A 15,083-nucleotide genomic window follows, 5' to 3' on the forward strand; every position below is an offset into this window, starting at 1 on the left:
CACGCCCACGCCACGCCCGTCCGTGACGCCCGTGCGTTACCCGGTGCACCGCCCGGCGGCCCGGGCCGAGCGGCCCACCCGCGGCGCCACGTCGCCGCTCACCTTCGTCCTGCTGATCACCACGCCCGCCGTGGTCGCCGTCGCCGCGCTGCGGCCGCGCTGATCCGGACCCCGGCCCGGCCCCGTCCGGGCCGCACACCCGGTCCCGCTCCGGCCCCGTCCCGGACCGGTGGACCGTTGACCCGTCGACTCGTTCTGGAGGCACCTCTTGCCGGAATGGCTTGTTCTCACCCTCGCGATGCTGGCCGTCTGCGCCGTGGTGGTGACCATCACCCTCGTCCGGCACCGCCGTGCGGCCGACGACGAGGACCCCAGCGAGACACCGGACGTCATCGAGTACATGACGATGTGGATCGGTGTGGTGTACGCCATCGTCCTCGGTCTGGCGATCGCCGGCGTCTGGGAGGGCCGCGGGGCCGCCGAGGACCACGTACGGGCCGAGGCGGTGGCGCTGCACGAGATCTCCGAGCGGGTCCGGGTCTACCCGGCCGAGACGCGCGACCGCATCCGGGACGACATCGACGCCTACGTGTCGCACGTGGTCACCACCGAGTGGCGCAGCATGGCCGACGGGGCCGGCGTCACGGAGCACGGCACCGAGCTCCTCGACCGCGTCCGCCGGGACGTCACCGACTACGAACCGCGCACGGACTTCGAGGCACAGGCCTACCAGCCGCTGGTCGACCAGGTCGCCGCCGCCGACCAGGCCCGCAGCGCCCGGGCGGAGTCCACCGAGGAGACCATGCCGGGCGTGGTGTGGTTCGGGCTGATCAGCGGGGCCGTCGTCACCATCGGGATGATCTTCGCGCTGCAGATCAGGCGCACCCCGCGCGAACTGGTGCTGGCCGGGATGTTCTCGGCGCTGATCGCCTTCCTGCTGTTCCTCATCTGGGACTTCGACATGCCCTACAGCCGGGGCATCACCGCCTCGGCCGACCCGTTCCTCAACCTCTTCCCGCACCTGCGGACCTGACGCCGCCGCACGCCGGGGTGGACGCCGGGCGCGCCGGGCACGCGGGAGGTCCGGTGCGCGGGCGCCACGCCGGCCGGGTCCCCCGTCGGCGGGACGCGGGTTCGCCCGCACGGCCCACCGGGATGACCCGTTCGCGCGACTGCGATCGCGCGGGCGGGTGGGCGTTTCTAGCGTTTCGCCCATCGAGGCGCATTCCTGCCCCGCGCGGAACAGGTCCGCGGCTGCACCTCGGGACCCGGAGGATCCACATGCACGCGATACGCGTCGCTTCCGCCGCCCTGCTGAGTGCCGGCGCCCTCGCCCTGGCGGCCGCGCCGGTGGCCGTCGCCGGCGACGTCACCCCGTTCGGGTTCGACGTCGAGCCCGAGATCGTCGACCCGGGTGACACCGTGACCCTGCGCGTGGACCGCGCGGGGGGCGGCTGCAAGGGCCACGCCAAGGTCTCCTCACCGGTGTTCGACACGGTCACCATCCCGCCGAAGAAGTCCAAGGCCACGGCTGTGGTCGACTGGGACGCCCGGCCGGGAGCCGTGTACCAGGTGGCGTTCACCTGCGACGGCGTCACCGGCACCGCGCCGCTGACCATCGCCTCCGACCGGCCGGTGCCGCTGCCCACCCCCGTGCCGGTGCAGCCGGAGCACCCCAAGGGTGTGCACGCCGGCGAGGGCGGCAGCTTCGCCGGTCTCGACGCGGGCCGGCTGGGCCTCGGCGCGCTGATCGTCGCGGGCGCCCTGGGCGCCGCGTACCGCCACTACCGCCGTCCGTCCCCCGAGGACGGCGCCTGAGGGCGGGGCGCGCGGGACGGCGGGCGGCGCGCCCATGATGTCCGGACGCCCCCCACACCGCAGCCCCTCGCCCCGGAGCCGGTGGCGTCCGGGGCGAGGGGCTGCGGTCACGTGCGAGCGGGCCGTCCGAGGGGAGGGACTCAGATCCGCTTCTCGGCGCGGCGGCGCATCCAGAACACGCCGCCGGCGGCGACCGCCGCGGCGACGAGTCCGCCGCCGATGGCCATGTCGGTCGGGGTGGCACCGGTGGTGCTGCTGCCGCCGAGGCCGCCGCGCACCCCGCCGATGACGGTGAAGGCGTCCGAGCGGGTCAGGGTCCGCCCGGAGCAGTGGACGGTGATGTCGTACGGGCCGGGCCGCGCGTCGGAGTTGATGGTGGCGGTCCCCCGGGAGGTGCCGCGCTGGCCGCTGACCGGCGTCAGGTTGGTGCGCGGGAAGGCGTGGGACGTGGCGTGGCCGCCGTTGGGGCAGCCGTCGACGGTGATGGCCAGCTGGCCGCCGCGGGCGATGACACTGGGCATGGCGGTGATGTTGGACGGGCTGGGGACGCCGCCGCCGTCCGAGACGGTCACCGGGGCGTCGGCGACCGCGACCGGGGCGCCGAGTCCGAGGACGGCGACCGCCGCTCCGGCGGCCGCCAGGGCACGTGAGTTGCGCATGTGATCCTCCGCGGAAGGCGCCCCGGGTCCCGTACCCGGTTGGATCGGCGAGAAAGCGCCTCCCGGAAAAACCCTCAGTTGCCGTGCGGGCAGCCGCATTTCGGGAATGGTCCGTCCCGGTGAGGGAAATTCCCGCGCCCGCTCCCAAGATCGTTCATCACCGCAGGTCACATGCCGCGGGGGCGCCCTCGTGCGGCGCTTCCCCGGATGGCGCACCGGTGGCGGCCGGGGGCACCCGTTCGGCGCCGTCCCGTCGCCGGTCGTGCCCGCGGAATCTAGCGTTCAGACATGCGCCGGTGACGCGGCGACGGCCGCGTCGAGAGGGGAAGAGCGAATGTCTGCTTTCGAAGCGGCCGCGGCCGAGGAGGAGGCACGGCGGAAGAAGCGCGCGCCGTGGGGCGTGATAGCGCTGGTGCTGCTCACCGGCCTGGCGCTGATCCGCAACGGCTCGGGCGAGTTCGACGTGGGTCCGCCGCAGCCGGCCAGCGCGGCGGCGGCCGACACCCGGGCGCCGGTGACCGGTGGCGCCCAGCCGCTGCCGTACGCGCTGCCGGACCGGGTCCGGATCCCCGCCATCCAGGTCGACGCGCCGGTCATGCCGGTGGGGCTGGACGCGGAGGGCTGGGTGGACGCGCCGCCGGCCGAGGACCCCAACCTGGCGGGCTGGTTCACCGGCGCCGTCACCCCCGGTGAGAAGGGCACCGCGGTCGTCGTCGGCCACGTCGACAACCAGCAGGGGCCCGCCGTGTTCTACGGGCTCGGCGCCATGAAGAAGGGCAACCGCGTCGAGATCACCCGCAAGGACGGCAGGACGGCCGTGTTCGAGGTGTACGGCATCGAGGTCTTCTCGAAGCACGACTTCCCCGGCGACCGGGTCTACGCCTCCAAGGGCGCCGCGGAACTGCGGGTCATCACCTGCGGCGGCGGCTTCTCCCAGCAGGACGGCTACGACGGGAACGTGGTGGCCTTCGCCCGCCTGGCCGAGGTCCGCTGAGCCGCGCGGCCCCGGCCCGGCGGGCGGGGCCGCTCAGGCGTACGTGCGGCGCGGCACGGTGATGTGGTAGCCGGAGTCGAGCAGCCCGGGCAGGTAGTCGCGCAGGGCGCGGACGCTCTGCGAGCGGTCGCCCCCGGCGTCGTGGGAGAGCACCACGACGCCGGGGGCGGCGCCGTTCCTCACCCGGCCGACGATGGTGCGGGCGCCGGGCTCGGTCCAGTCCAGGGTGTCGACCGTCCAGGCCAGGGGCTCCATGCCCAGTTCGGCGCCGAGCCGGAACGTGGTCCGGTTCCAGGCGCCGTAGGGGGCCCGGAACCACTGCGGGCGTTCGCCGTACCCCTCCTCGATGACGTCGCTGGTGCGTTCCATCTCGGAGCGGATGCGGCCGCGGGAGAGCTTGGTGAGCAGGGGGTGGGACCAGGTGTGGTTGCCGACGGTGTGGCCCTCCTCGGCCATGCGGGCCAGCAGTTCCTTGTTGTAGGAGGCCATCTCGCCGCACACGAAGAACATGGCGCGCACGTCGTACTCGGCGAGCGTGTCCAGGATGGCGGGGGTGTAGCGGGGGTCGGGGCCGTCGTCGAAGGTCAGCACCATGGTGCGGCCGCGGCCGGACACCCGCAGCAGCGGTTCGCTGCGCACCGGGGGCCGGGCGGGCACGGCGCGCGGGGTGCCGTAGCCGGTCAGGGGCTGGAGGCGGTACTCGGAGGGCCGGAGCGGGCGGGCGGCCGGGGCTCCGGCGACGGGCGGGGCGGGGGGCGGTGCGGCCTTGTTCCCGGTGAACGTCGTGAACAGGCCCGCCGCGCCGGCCGCTCCCACTGCGGCGGCGCCGGTGATCAACGCCCGGCGCCGGGTGAGCAACTGATCCTTCTTCATGAGTCATCAGTCGCCCGGCGGGGGCCCGGCGCTCTGCCGCGACACCGGTGTGGCGGCACGATTCAACCCGCTTGGCCCAGTGCCGGGGGCCGTGCCCCGGACGTGCGGGCGGGGGCGGGTCAGCGGCGGCGCACGAGGGGGAACGGCAGCGTCTCCCGGATGGTCAGTCCGGTGAGGAACATGACGAGGCGGTCGACGCCGATGCCGAGGCCGCCGGTGGGCGGCATGGCGTACTCCAGGGCGTCGAGGAAGTCCTCGTCCAGTTCCATCGCCTCGGGGTCGCCGCCCGCGGCGAGCAGGGACTGCGCGGTGAGCCGGCGGCGCTGCTCGACGGGGTCGGTGAGTTCGGAGTAGGCGGTGCCCAGCTCGGTGCCGAAGGCCACCAGGTCCCAGCGTTCGGCGAGCCGCGGGTCGGTGCGGTGCTCGCGGGTGAGCGGGGAGACCTCGGTGGGGAAGTCCTTGTAGAAGGTGGGCAGTTGCGTCTTCTCCTCGACCAGCCGCTCGTACATCTCCAGGACGACGTCACCGGGGGTGTCGTCGTCGGTGTACGGCACGCCGGCGCGGTCGCAGAGCCGGAGCAGTTCGGGCAGTTCGGTGCCGGGGCCGATCTCCTCGCCGAGTGCCTCGCTGATGGCGCCGTGCACCGTCTTGACGGGCCAGCTGCCGGAGATGTCGTACTCCTTGCCGTCCTTGTGGGCGACCGGGGTGCCGAAGGCGGCGGTCGCGGCGCCCTGGATCAGTTCGCGCACGAGGTCGAGCATCACGTCGTAGTCGGCGTGCGCCTGGTAGGCCTCCAGCATCGTGAACTCGGGGTTGTGCTTGTAGGAGACGCCCTCGTTGCGGAAGGTGCGGCCCATCTCGAAGACCTTCTCCATGCCGCCGACGCACAGCCGCTTCAGGTACAGCTCGGGGGCGATGCGCAGGTACAGGTCGAGGTCGTAGGCGTTGATGTGGGTGGTGAAGGGGCGGGCGTTGGCGCCGCCGTGGATCTGCTGCAGCATCGGCGTCTCGACCTCGAGGAAGCCGCGCTCCAGCAGGCCCTGGCGCAGGGCCTGGACGGCGGTGGAGCGGCGCCGGACGACGTCGCGGGCGTCGGGGCTCGCCACCAGGTCGAGGTAGCGGCGGCGGACCCTGGCCTCGGGGTCGGCGAGGCCCCTCCGTTTGTCGGGCAGGGGGCGCAGGCACTTGCCGACGAGCTGCCAGGAGGTGACGAAGACGGTCGGTTCGCCGCTGTCGCTGACCCCGGCGCGGCCGGTGGCGCTGATGTGGTCGCCGATGTCGGTGTCGGCGGTGAAGCGGTCGAGGGCGGCGCCGGAGCCGTCGCGGGTGAGGGCGAGCTGGTGCTGTCCGGACCAGTCCCGCAGGACGACGAAGACGATGCCGCCGAAGTCGCGCACGAGCATGACGCGGCCGGTGACGGTGACGTCCTGGCCGGGCCGGATGCCGGCGAGGGTGTGGGTGCGGGCGGGGACGCCGACGGGGTAGGGGTCGATGCCCTGGGCGCGCAGCCGGTCCAGCTTGCGGTGCCGGACGCGGACCTGGTCGGGCAGGTGGGCGAGGGGGTCGGCGGGCTCGGTCTCGTCCCCTCCGTCGAGGCCGAGCGCCGCCAGGGACGGCAGGCCCTCGGTCGTCGCGGGCCGCTGCCCGGCCCTGGGGCGCCCCTTCTCGCGCAGCTCGCGCAGGGACGGCACGCGGACGAATCCCTCGGCGACGGCGGAGGCGAGGCCGACCCGGGCGAGGGAGGCGGCTTCCCCGTAGCAGAGGAAGCGGGGGTACCACTCGGGGTGGTACTTGGCGTTGGAGCGGTACAGCGCCTCCAGTTGCCACCAGCGGGAGAAGAACAGCAGCAGGCGCCGCCAGATCCGCAGCACCGGTCCGGCGCCGATGCGGGCGCCCTCCTCGAACACGGAGCGGAAGACGGCGAAGTTGAGGGAGACCCGGCGGACGCCCAGCTTGGGCGCGGCGGCGCACAGTTCGGCGATCATGAACTCGGTGACGCCGTTGGGGGCCTCGCGGTCCCGGCGCATCAGGTCCAGGGAGACGCCGTCGCGGCCCCAGGGGACGAAGGACAGCAGGGCGAGCAGCCGGCCGTCGGCGTCGTGCGCCTCCGCCAGGAGGCAGTCGCCGTCGGCGGGGTCGCCGAGGCGGTCCAGCGCCATGGAGAAGCCGCGCTCGGTCTCGGTGTCGCGCCAGGCGTCGGCCTTGTCGACGATCTCCCGCATCTCCTCCTCGGAGAGCGCGGAGTGGCGGCGCACCCGGCAGCCGGCGCCGGTGCGCCGCACCCGGTTGACGGCCTGCCGGGTGACCCGCATGTCCCGCCCGCCGAGGTCGAAGTCGGCGACGTGCAGGATGGCCTCGTCGCCGAGCTGGAGCGCGCCGAGCCCGGCCCGCACGTAGGCGCGGGCGCCTTCCTCGGAGGCGCCCATCACGGCGGGTGTCCAGGCGTGGCGGCGGGCGACCTCCAGCCAGGCTTCGACGGCGTGCGGCCAGGCCTCGCGGTCGCCGACGGGGTCGCCGCTGCCGAGGCAGACGCCGGTCTCGACGCGGTACGTGACGGCGGCCTTGCCGCTGGGCGAGAAGACGACGGCCTTGTCCCGGCGGGTGGCGAAGTAGCCGAGGGAGTCCTGGTCGCCGTAGGCGCGCAGGAGGGCGCGGATGCGGGTCTCCTCGTCGCCGTGCAGGGCGGCTTCCAGGCGCTGGGAGCGGAACAGGGTGGCGGCTGCGTTGAGCAGGGCGAGCGCGCCGAACAGGCCGAGCAGGAAGTACAGGGGGCGCGGCGGGCTGCCGTCGAAGGTGCTGCCGGGGACGAGTCCGCCGAGGACGCGGTTGGCGGCCCAGGCCAGGCTCTGGCCGCGCGGGAGGCCGCCGGGGAACAGGGCGACCAGTCCCCAGCCGGCCAGGACGGCGACGACGAGGCCGGCGACCAGGACGGTCAGCGCCCGGCGCACGGCGCCGTGCCGGGAGAGGGCGTAGAACTCGCCGCGGGCCACGATCAGCACGGCGAGCGCGACGGCGCAGACGATGAAGGAGGGGATGGAGTCGGCGTACAGGCCGGACGCGATGCCGATCACGTCGGCGAGCAGGAGCAGGCCGAGGTAGACGACCACCAGCCACCAGGCGATCTTCTTGCGGGCGGCGGTCGCGGCGGCCAGCAGGAAGAGGAAGACGGCGTAGGCGAGGTTGGCGCTGACCGGCACCAGGAGCAGTTCCAGCACGTCGATGAGGGGACGCAGCCCGGTGCGCAGGGGCGGGATGACGGCGAGCAGGACGCACAGGATCCCGAGTGCGGTGAAGAAGGCCGCGAAGGCCTGGGGCACCCGGCCGGGGAACAGGCGACCGGACCGGCGGACCGGCGCCCGGGTGCCTTGGGCCGTACCGGCGTCCGCGGTGGCACTCATGTTTCGACTGTAGGAACACCTTCGCCGCCTCGCCCGTCGAGCGGGCGGGGCCGCCGCGCGGGCCTGGACACCGGCGCCCTCCCGGGAGGGTCCGATAACCTCGCACACGTGACGGAATCGCAGGCGCGACGGTTCGAACGGGGCACCGACGGTCCGAAGGTGATCGTGGTCGGGGTGGACGGCTCGGAGTCGTCGATGCGCGCGGCGGCCTATGCCCTGGGGCTGGCCCGGCGTCAGGGCGCGACGCTGGCGGCGGTGTACGTCCGGCCGGTGATGGCGGCGGGGGTGGCGCTCGGGGCGCCGGCGGCGGACGCGACCGACGAGATCGCGGACGAGCTGGTGACGCAGATCCGGGAGGCGGCGCAGCGGGTGCGGGACCTGTCCGCGCCGCGCTGGCAGTTCCACACGTTCCGCGGCGACCCGTACAACGGCCTGGTGAAGGCGGCCGACGACCTGCGGGCGGACGCGGTGGTGGTGGGCGCCTCGGAGAAGGCGGGGCACCGGTTCGTCGGGTCGGTCGCGGTGCGGCTGGTGAAGACGGGGCGCTGGCCGGTGACGGTGGTGCCGTAGGACTTGCCCCGCCCGCCCCGGCGGGGAAGGGGCGGGCAGGGCGGTGGGTGTGAGTGAGTGAGTGGGTGCGTGCGTGCAGGGGTACGTGCGTGCGTGCGGGGGGCGTCTACTTCCCCATGACGAGTCCGTCCTGTGCCGCGCCCCGGCTGAGGACGACGGTGCGGATCCGGTCACGGACCGCCTTCACCTCGGCGCCCCGGGCGAGGGCCCGGTTGAGGTTGACGACGCGCCCGGCGTCCACGTCGAACAGCTGCGGGACGAACTCGGCCCGGGTGACCTGCCAGCGCTCCCCGGGCCGGGCGGGCGGGGCGAAGGTGAACCGGCCCAGCGTGGACTGGTTCCCGCGCGGGTCCTTGATCCCGTCGTGGTTGACCATCTCGCCGGCGATCTGGTCGCCCATGCCGTAGATCACCCAGGTGCCGTTGACCTTCTCGTACGCCTGCGGGACGTGGGCGTGGGTGCCGAGCAGGAGGTCGATGGCGGGGCGGTCGCCGGCGCGGGCGGCGGTGAGGGAGCGGGCCAGGGTGATCTGCTGCTCGTCGGGGGCCTCCTGCCATTCGGTGCCCCAGTGCACGGAGACGACGACCACGTCGGCTCCCGCCGTGCGGGCGGCGCGCGCGTCGGCGAGGATGCGGGACTCGTCGATGAGGTCGACGGCCCAGGGCTGTCCGGGGGGCAGCGGGATGCCGTTGGTGTCGTAGGTGTAGGCGAGGTGGGCGACCCGGGCGGTGCCCGCGCGCAGCACGGTGACCGTGCGGGACTCCTGTTCGGTGCGGGCCGACCCGGCGTGCCGCACGCCCGCGCGGTCGAGGGCGTCCAGGGTGCGGCGGATGCCGTCGGCGCCGTCGTCGAGGGTGTGGTTGGAGGCGGTGGAGCAGCCGTCGTAGCCGGTGGCGGCCAGGCCGCGGGCGATCTCGGGCGGCGACTTGAAGGCGGGGTAGCCGCTGTAGTCGCCGTTCTCGCCGTAGACGGTCTCCATGTGACACAGCGCCAGGTCGGCGCCGGCGACGACGGAGCGGATCCCGGCGAGCATGGGGCGGAAGTCGTGGCCGGTGCCGCCGGCGTCGAAGCGGGCGCGGTCGATGACCGACGTGTGGGGCAGCACGTCCCCGGAGGCGACCAGGGTGAAGCTCCGGGCCGCCGGAGCGGGGGCGGGATGGCCGGATTCCGCCCCTCGGTGGTCCCGGGCCTGACAGGCCGCGCCGGTCGCGAGGACGACGGTCAGGGCCAGGGCCAGCCGTCGACTGCGTGTGAGCATCACTTCACCCCGCTGTAGTCATATTTACGGACAATCAGATACAAATCTGGCAGCGGGCTCCTGTCGCTCCGACACGCTCAACAGGCCGTCCGGCGTGCCGGAACGGCCGCCTCAACCGTTCGTCGAACCGTTCGTCGACGCGATCGACCGTCCGCCGCACGCCCCTGTGCGCGCCCTGTCTTCGAGCGGCGCCGTGGGTTGCCATACGGCCATGACGGCCGGAATCACACTCACGAACGGGACCACCGCCGAGCACGAGCTCGCCGCACTGCAGCGCGAGCACGGCCGGCCCCTCTTCGCGCTGCTGCTCCGGCTCTGCGACGGGGACCGGCAGCGCGCGGAGGATCTGGTCCAGGAGACGCTGGTGCGCGCCTGGCAGCACCCCGAGGCCCTGCGCGCGGACGACTTCGACTCGGTGCGGCCCTGGCTGCTCACCGTGGCCCGGCGGCTCGCCATCGACGCCCGGCGGGCCCGGCAGGCCCGGCCCGCCGAGGTCGGCGACGCCGTGCTGGAGAACGCCCGCGTCATCTCCGACCACGCCGAGCGGGCCGCCGCCGCCCTCGACGTCCGCGAGGCTGTGAAGACACTCACTCCGGAGCACCGTGAAGTCCTGGTGCTGGTGTACTTCCAGGGGGCGAGTGTGGCGGAAGCCGCGGCGGCCCTCGGCATCCCTGCCGGTACTGTGAAGTCCCGCGCGTTCTACGCGCTGCGCGCCTTGCGCCGGGTGCTTCCGGGATACGCCGCCGACCTGCGGTGAAACCGGCGGCTGAGTCAAACCTCCGTAAAGCGCCTTGCCGATGACCCCTGTTGAGTAATCGGCTGTCCTCATCCGTGTTCCGGACCGGGGGCCCGGCTTCGGGCGACGCGCACGTGACGGAGGAAGGCTGGAAGGGATGCTGCACAGAGGTCAAGAGAGCACGGAAGGCCCGGAGGACGGCCGACTCGTCGTCCCCATGGCCTGGTTGTACGCCGAGTACATCGCCGACGAACTGCTGCGCAGCGGCGACCTGATGCCGCCGACGTCCTTCGAGTTCCGGGCCGGCCGGGACGCGCTGGCGCTGACCGTCTTCCTGTCCGACACCGACCGCGAGCTGTCCGGCATCCGGGTGATCACGCAGTTGGAGACCTGGCTGTCGCTGACCGCCTACGACCAGCCGTGGCAGGAGTGGGTGGAGGAGCGCCTGGCCGACCTGTCGGCCGACGCCGCGGCCCGCCGGACGCGCCCCGACCCCGATCTGGAGCTGGCCCGGGCCGCCTGGCGCTGGCTGCAGGAGACGGAACTGCTGGCGCCCGACCTCAACGCGGTACCGGGCGGTGCGGCGGGGGCCGGTGAGGACGAGGGGCCGAAGGTGTGGACGCCGGCCTGGCAGCTGGGACTGCCGCTCGGGCACCTCGCCATCCACCTCTTCTAGGCCGGACCCCGGACCTGTCTTCGACCCGGCGGAAAACCGACCAATCCGCGGGCCGGAGGGCTCCGAATCCTTTGGTCACGATTCGGTGTGCTGCTTGAGTGATTCCGGTGCCCGGTGCGTACCGGTGGGAGCAAGGAGTAACCCCACCCGCACCCAACGGCACGAGGATTCGGCATGAGGTCCCTGGAAAGGCATCGCGACGTCGGCGCCTATGCGCTCGGCGTGCTGGACGAGGCGGAGGCATTCCGCTTCGAGGACCACCTCATGGAGTGCCCCAGCTGCGCTGCCCAGGTGACCGAATTCGGCCCGGCGACGCGTCAGTTGATGTTGTACCGGCGCTCCACCCCGCGGCTGGTGCACCCCCTGGCCAAGCCGGGTCCGAGGATGCTGGACCGGCTGCTCGCGGAGGTGGCCACCCGCCACCGGGCGGGACGGCGCCGGCTGCTGCTGGCGCTCGCCGCCTCGGTGGTGTTCGCGGTGTCCGCCCCGGCCGTCGCGATCATGGCCGGCGGCGGCGGGGGCGGGTCCGGGAGCGTCGCCGCGACCGACACCCGGACCGGGGTCTGGGCCCAGGTCACCTCCGACGACGAGGCCTGGGGCAGCAGCATCGAGGTGCAGGTCAAGGACGGCGCGGGCCCCCGCACCTGCCATCTGGTCGTGGTGGGCCGCGACGGCTCTGAGGAGACCGTCACCAACTGGCGGGTGCCCGGCCGGGACGGCCGGGCGCACACCATGGTGGCCGGCTCCACCCTCCGCTCCGCGCAGATCGCCCGCTACGAGGTCCGCACCTCCGAGGGCGAGCACCTGGTCACCCTGCGGCCCCGCTGACACCGCGCCGCCGGGTTCACTTCAGCAGGCGGGAGAGCCTGCGGTCGGCGAGCGGCTTGCCGCCGGTCTGGCAGGTGGGGCAGTACTGCAGCGACGAGTCGCTGAAGGACACCTCGCGGATGGTGTCGCCGCACACCGGGCACGCCTCGCCGGTGCGGCCGTGGACCCGCAGACCGCTCTTCTTCTCCGCCTTCAGCCGGCCCGCCGCGATCCCCCGGGAGCGCTCCACCGCCTCGGTGAGGGTGGTGCGCAGCGCCTCGTACAGGCGGGCCGTCTCCGCCGCCGTGAGGGAGCCGGTCGGCTTGAACGGGGACATGCGGGCCGCGTGCAGGATCTCGTCGCTGTAGGCGTTGCCGACGCCCGCGATCAGGCTCTGGTCGCGCAGCGCTCCCTTCAGCTGCCGCCGCTCCCCCGAGAGCAGCCCGGCCAGGCGCTCCTCGTCGAAGTCGTCGGCGAGCGGGTCGGGGCCCAGGCGCGCGACGCCCGGCACGTCCGCCGGATCGGCCACCACGTACACCGCGAGCCGCTTCTGGGTCCCGGCCTCGGTGAGGTCGAAGCCCGCACCGGTCTCCAGGGCCACGCGCAGCGCCAGCGGCCCCTTCCCGGGCCGGGGCGGGCCGCTGGGCAGGGGGTCGCGCCAGTGCAGCCAGCCCGCGCGCGCCAGGTGGGTGACGAGGTGCGGGCCGCCGTCCGTCTCCAGGCCCAGGAACTTGCCGTACCGGTGCACGGCGGTGACCTCCCGGCCCTCGACGGCCGACAGGGGCGGGTCGTAGGTCTTCAGGACGCTGACCGCCACGGGCAGCACCCGCACGATCTCGTGGCCGACGAGGTGCTCGGTGAGGAAGTCCTTGAGCGCCTCGACCTCGGGGAGTTCCGGCATACGTCCAGAGTGCCCCATCCGGGGCCGGTGCGGTCAGTCCGGATCCGCCCGCCCGGGCACCACGAACTCGCCCCACACGCATTTGCCGCCGCCCCGCGCCTCCACGCCCCACAGGTCGGTGAGCATGTCCACCAGCAGCAGGCCCCGCCCCGAGACGCCCGCCTCCCCGGCGTCGCGGCGGCGCGGGAGGGCGCTGGAGGAGTCCTCGACCTCCACCCGCAGCCGCCGCTCGGCGCCGGTGAGCAGGCGGAGGGTGACGACCGCCGCGCCCTCGGTGTGCATCAGGGCGTTGGTGATCAGCTCGTCGGCGGCCAGTTCGATCTCGTCGGCGCGGTCGCGTGCTCCCCAGGCGCCGACCGCGGCGCGGATCATGCGCCGGGCCTCGGAGAGCGCCTCGGGGTCCCCGGGGGCCACGTGCTGCTGGAGGCGGCCGCCGGAGCGCGGGCTGTCCAGGGGGCGGCGGCGCAGCACGAGCAGGGCCACGTCGTCGTCGCCGCGGCGCTCGTCGGCGACCTCGATGAGCCGGTCGGCGAGGTCACGGACGTCGTCCGGGCCGGTGCTGACGAGCGCGGACAGGGTCTCCATGCCCTCGTCGAGGTCGGTGCCGGGCTGCTCGACCAGCCCGTCGGTGCACAGCAGCAGCGTGTCGCCGGGGTCGAGCTCCATGGTGCCCACCGGATACTCCAGCCGGCCGAACTCGGCGGACAGCCCCAGCGGCAGCCCGCCCGGCAGGGCCACCCTGCGGCAGGTGCCGTCGGTGCGCCGCACCAGGGGGTCGAGGTGGCCGGCCCGGACCACCTGGAGCACCCCGGTGGACAGGTCCGCCTCGGCGTAGAGGCAGGTCGCGGAGCGGTCGGTGTCGAGTTCGTGCAGGAACACGGAGGCGCGGGCCATCACGGTGGCCGGCGGGTGGCCCTCGGCGGCGTAGGCGCGCAGCACGATCCGCAGCTGGCCCATGACGGCGGCGGCGTGCGTGTCGTGGCCCTGCACGTCACCGATGACGGCGCCCACCTTGCCGGCGCCCGAGGTCGTCCCCCCGGGCAGCGGGATCAGGTCGTACCAGTCGCCGCCGATGTCCCGGCCTAGCGACCCGCCGAGGGTGGCGCCGCGGTAGCGGACGGCGACGTCGGCGCCGGCGACGCTGGGGATGGTGCGGGGCAGCATGGCCTGCTGGAGCCCCTGGGCGAGGTCCATCTCCTGCTCGTAGAACATGGCCCGCTGCAGGCTCTGGGCGATGCTGCTGCCGAGGGCGACGAGGATGTTGCGTTCCTCGGGCGAGAAGCCGTGCCGGTCGCTGTAGAGCAGGCCCATCGCGCCGATCGGCCGGGCCTGCACGATGAGCGGCAGATAGGCCGCCGATGTCACGTTCAGCGCGCCGAGGTGCGGCCACAGCAGCGGGTAGCGTTCGGCGAACTCCTCCGGGGACTCGATGAAGCACGGGCCTAGGGTCCGTACCGCCTCGCTCATCGGGTACGCCTCCTCGATCCCGGTGACCCGGGTGCCCGGCACGAAACTGCCGGCGGGTCCCTCGGCGATCAGCCGGATGCGGCCCGCCTCGACCAGGCCCATGACGAGGCTGGTCGCGCCCAGGTGGATGAGGCCGTGGGTGTCCTTGAGGACGTCGATGACGTCCTGCACGGTGCGGGCGTGGGCGAGGGCGGCGGTGGTGAGCTGGACGACGTTGGTCTGCTCGCGGCGGGCGTCCTCCTGGGCGGCCTGCTCGCGCCGGGCGGTGCTGTCCCTGAGTTCCTCGGTGGCGTCCCGGACGATGCCGATGATGCGGCGGGGCCGGCCGGTCTCGTCGCGGCGGATGTAGCCCTGGGTGTGCGTCCAGCGCAGGCTGCCGTCGCGGCGGCGGAGACGGAAGTAGGCGCCGTAGTTCTCGCTGCCGTCCTTGAGCGCCTGGGAGACGGCCGCGTCCAGCCGCTGGGCCTCGGCGGGCGGCACCCGGTCCGACAGCGTGCCGGGACGGTCGTCGTACTCCTCGGGCCGCATGTCGAAGATCTCGCGGGCCTGGGCGTCCATCTGCATCACGCCGGTGTCCAGGTCCCAGTCGAAGCTGCCCATGCGGTTGAGCGCCAGAATGGGGTCCGGGTGGTCCGGCCAGTCGTCCGGGAGTGACAGCACGCCCGCTCCCCGATCAGCCATGGGGCCACCTTGCCAGGATTCATCCGAATCTTCGACCGCTGCGCGGGGTACGAGGGGGGCGCGCCGCGGGCGGCCCGCGGCCACCGTGTCCGGGCCCGCCGGTGACGACGGGCGGCGGCGCGCGTCCCGCCCGCTTTCACCCGCGCGGGTGACCCGTTCCGCGTGGTGGCCGCCGCGGGTGCCGGGGCGTGGCGTACGACGGAGCGCGTCCGTGGCGCGCAGCGGGACGTCGGAGGGAGGGCGCG

Annotated in this window: 13 protein-coding genes; 7 read left to right on the forward strand and 6 right to left on the reverse strand. The window is 74.0% G+C overall.

Annotation, left to right across the window (positions count from 1 at the left end):
* Positions 1-268: 268 nt before the first annotated feature.
* Both G3I53_RS28215 and G3I53_RS28220 read left to right on the forward strand, forming a co-directional pair.
* Positions 269-1,033 (forward strand): DUF4239 domain-containing protein, encoded by a 765-nt coding sequence (locus G3I53_RS28215; RefSeq protein WP_164337899.1) that lies wholly within the window; start codon positions 269-271, stop codon positions 1,031-1,033.
* A gap of 248 nt (positions 1,034-1,281) precedes the next feature.
* Positions 1,282-1,818 carry a hypothetical protein gene (locus tag G3I53_RS28220; RefSeq protein WP_164438921.1) on the forward strand — a complete coding sequence of 179 codons (537 nt, stop codon included), beginning with the start codon at positions 1,282-1,284 and terminating at the stop codon, positions 1,816-1,818.
* Positions 1,819-1,958: 140 nt separating this feature from the next.
* On the opposite strand, the gene G3I53_RS28225 is transcribed toward G3I53_RS28220, so the two are convergent.
* Positions 1,959-2,477, reverse strand: a complete 519-nt coding sequence (locus tag G3I53_RS28225; protein WP_164338340.1) for a hypothetical protein — start codon at positions 2,475-2,477, stop codon at positions 1,959-1,961.
* 334 nt (positions 2,478-2,811) lie between these two features.
* Here G3I53_RS28225 and G3I53_RS28230 point away from each other — a divergent pair, with 334 nt between their 5' ends.
* A complete protein-coding gene (locus G3I53_RS28230; protein WP_164338339.1) occupies positions 2,812-3,471 on the forward strand; it encodes a class F sortase in 660 nt (219 codons plus the stop codon).
* 33 nt (positions 3,472-3,504) lie between these two features.
* Here the strand turns inward: G3I53_RS28230 and G3I53_RS28235 are convergent, their stop codons facing one another.
* Both G3I53_RS28235 and lysX read right to left on the reverse strand, forming a co-directional pair.
* Entirely contained in the window at positions 3,505-4,344 is an 840-nt protein-coding gene (locus tag G3I53_RS28235; protein ID WP_203592605.1) for a polysaccharide deacetylase family protein, read from the reverse strand.
* 119 nt (positions 4,345-4,463) lie between these two features.
* A complete protein-coding gene (gene lysX / locus G3I53_RS28240) occupies positions 4,464-7,742 on the reverse strand; it encodes a bifunctional lysylphosphatidylglycerol synthetase/lysine--tRNA ligase LysX (protein WP_164338338.1) in 3,279 nt (1,092 codons plus the stop codon).
* A gap of 108 nt (positions 7,743-7,850) precedes the next feature.
* On the opposite strand from lysX, the gene G3I53_RS28245 reads away from it, so the two are divergent.
* Positions 7,851-8,312 carry a universal stress protein gene (locus G3I53_RS28245; RefSeq protein ID WP_164338337.1) on the forward strand — a complete coding sequence of 154 codons (462 nt, stop codon included), beginning with the start codon at positions 7,851-7,853 and terminating at the stop codon, positions 8,310-8,312.
* A gap of 106 nt (positions 8,313-8,418) precedes the next feature.
* Here the strand turns inward: G3I53_RS28245 and G3I53_RS28250 are convergent, their stop codons facing one another.
* Positions 8,419-9,570, reverse strand: coding sequence for a CapA family protein (locus tag G3I53_RS28250; RefSeq protein WP_164338336.1), 1,152 nt, complete (start codon positions 9,568-9,570; stop codon positions 8,419-8,421).
* Between the two features lie 211 nt (positions 9,571-9,781).
* Here G3I53_RS28250 and G3I53_RS28255 point away from each other — a divergent pair, with 211 nt between their 5' ends.
* The 3 genes from G3I53_RS28255 (at position 9,782) to G3I53_RS28265 (ending at position 11,810) form a co-directional block, all read left to right on the forward strand.
* Positions 9,782-10,327, forward strand: coding sequence for a sigma-70 family RNA polymerase sigma factor (locus tag G3I53_RS28255; RefSeq protein WP_164338335.1), 546 nt, complete (start codon positions 9,782-9,784; stop codon positions 10,325-10,327).
* Positions 10,328-10,463: 136 nt separating this feature from the next.
* A complete protein-coding gene (locus G3I53_RS28260) occupies positions 10,464-10,982 on the forward strand; it encodes a hypothetical protein (protein WP_164338334.1) in 519 nt (172 codons plus the stop codon).
* Positions 10,983-11,156: 174 nt separating this feature from the next.
* Positions 11,157-11,810, forward strand: a complete 654-nt coding sequence (locus G3I53_RS28265; RefSeq protein ID WP_164338333.1) for a zf-HC2 domain-containing protein — start codon at positions 11,157-11,159, stop codon at positions 11,808-11,810.
* A gap of 16 nt (positions 11,811-11,826) precedes the next feature.
* On the opposite strand, the gene G3I53_RS28270 is transcribed toward G3I53_RS28265, so the two are convergent.
* Positions 11,827-12,690, reverse strand: a complete 864-nt coding sequence (locus tag G3I53_RS28270) for a DNA-formamidopyrimidine glycosylase family protein (RefSeq protein ID WP_164338332.1) — start codon at positions 12,688-12,690, stop codon at positions 11,827-11,829.
* A gap of 33 nt (positions 12,691-12,723) precedes the next feature.
* Positions 12,724-14,838 carry a SpoIIE family protein phosphatase gene (locus tag G3I53_RS28275; protein WP_164338331.1) on the reverse strand — a complete coding sequence of 705 codons (2,115 nt, stop codon included), beginning with the start codon at positions 14,836-14,838 and terminating at the stop codon, positions 12,724-12,726.
* Positions 14,839-15,083 lie beyond the last annotated feature (245 nt).

This window comes from Streptomyces sp. SID14436 (genome assembly GCF_010548465.1).
Classification (GTDB): Bacteria; Actinomycetota; Actinomycetes; order Streptomycetales; family Streptomycetaceae; genus Streptomyces.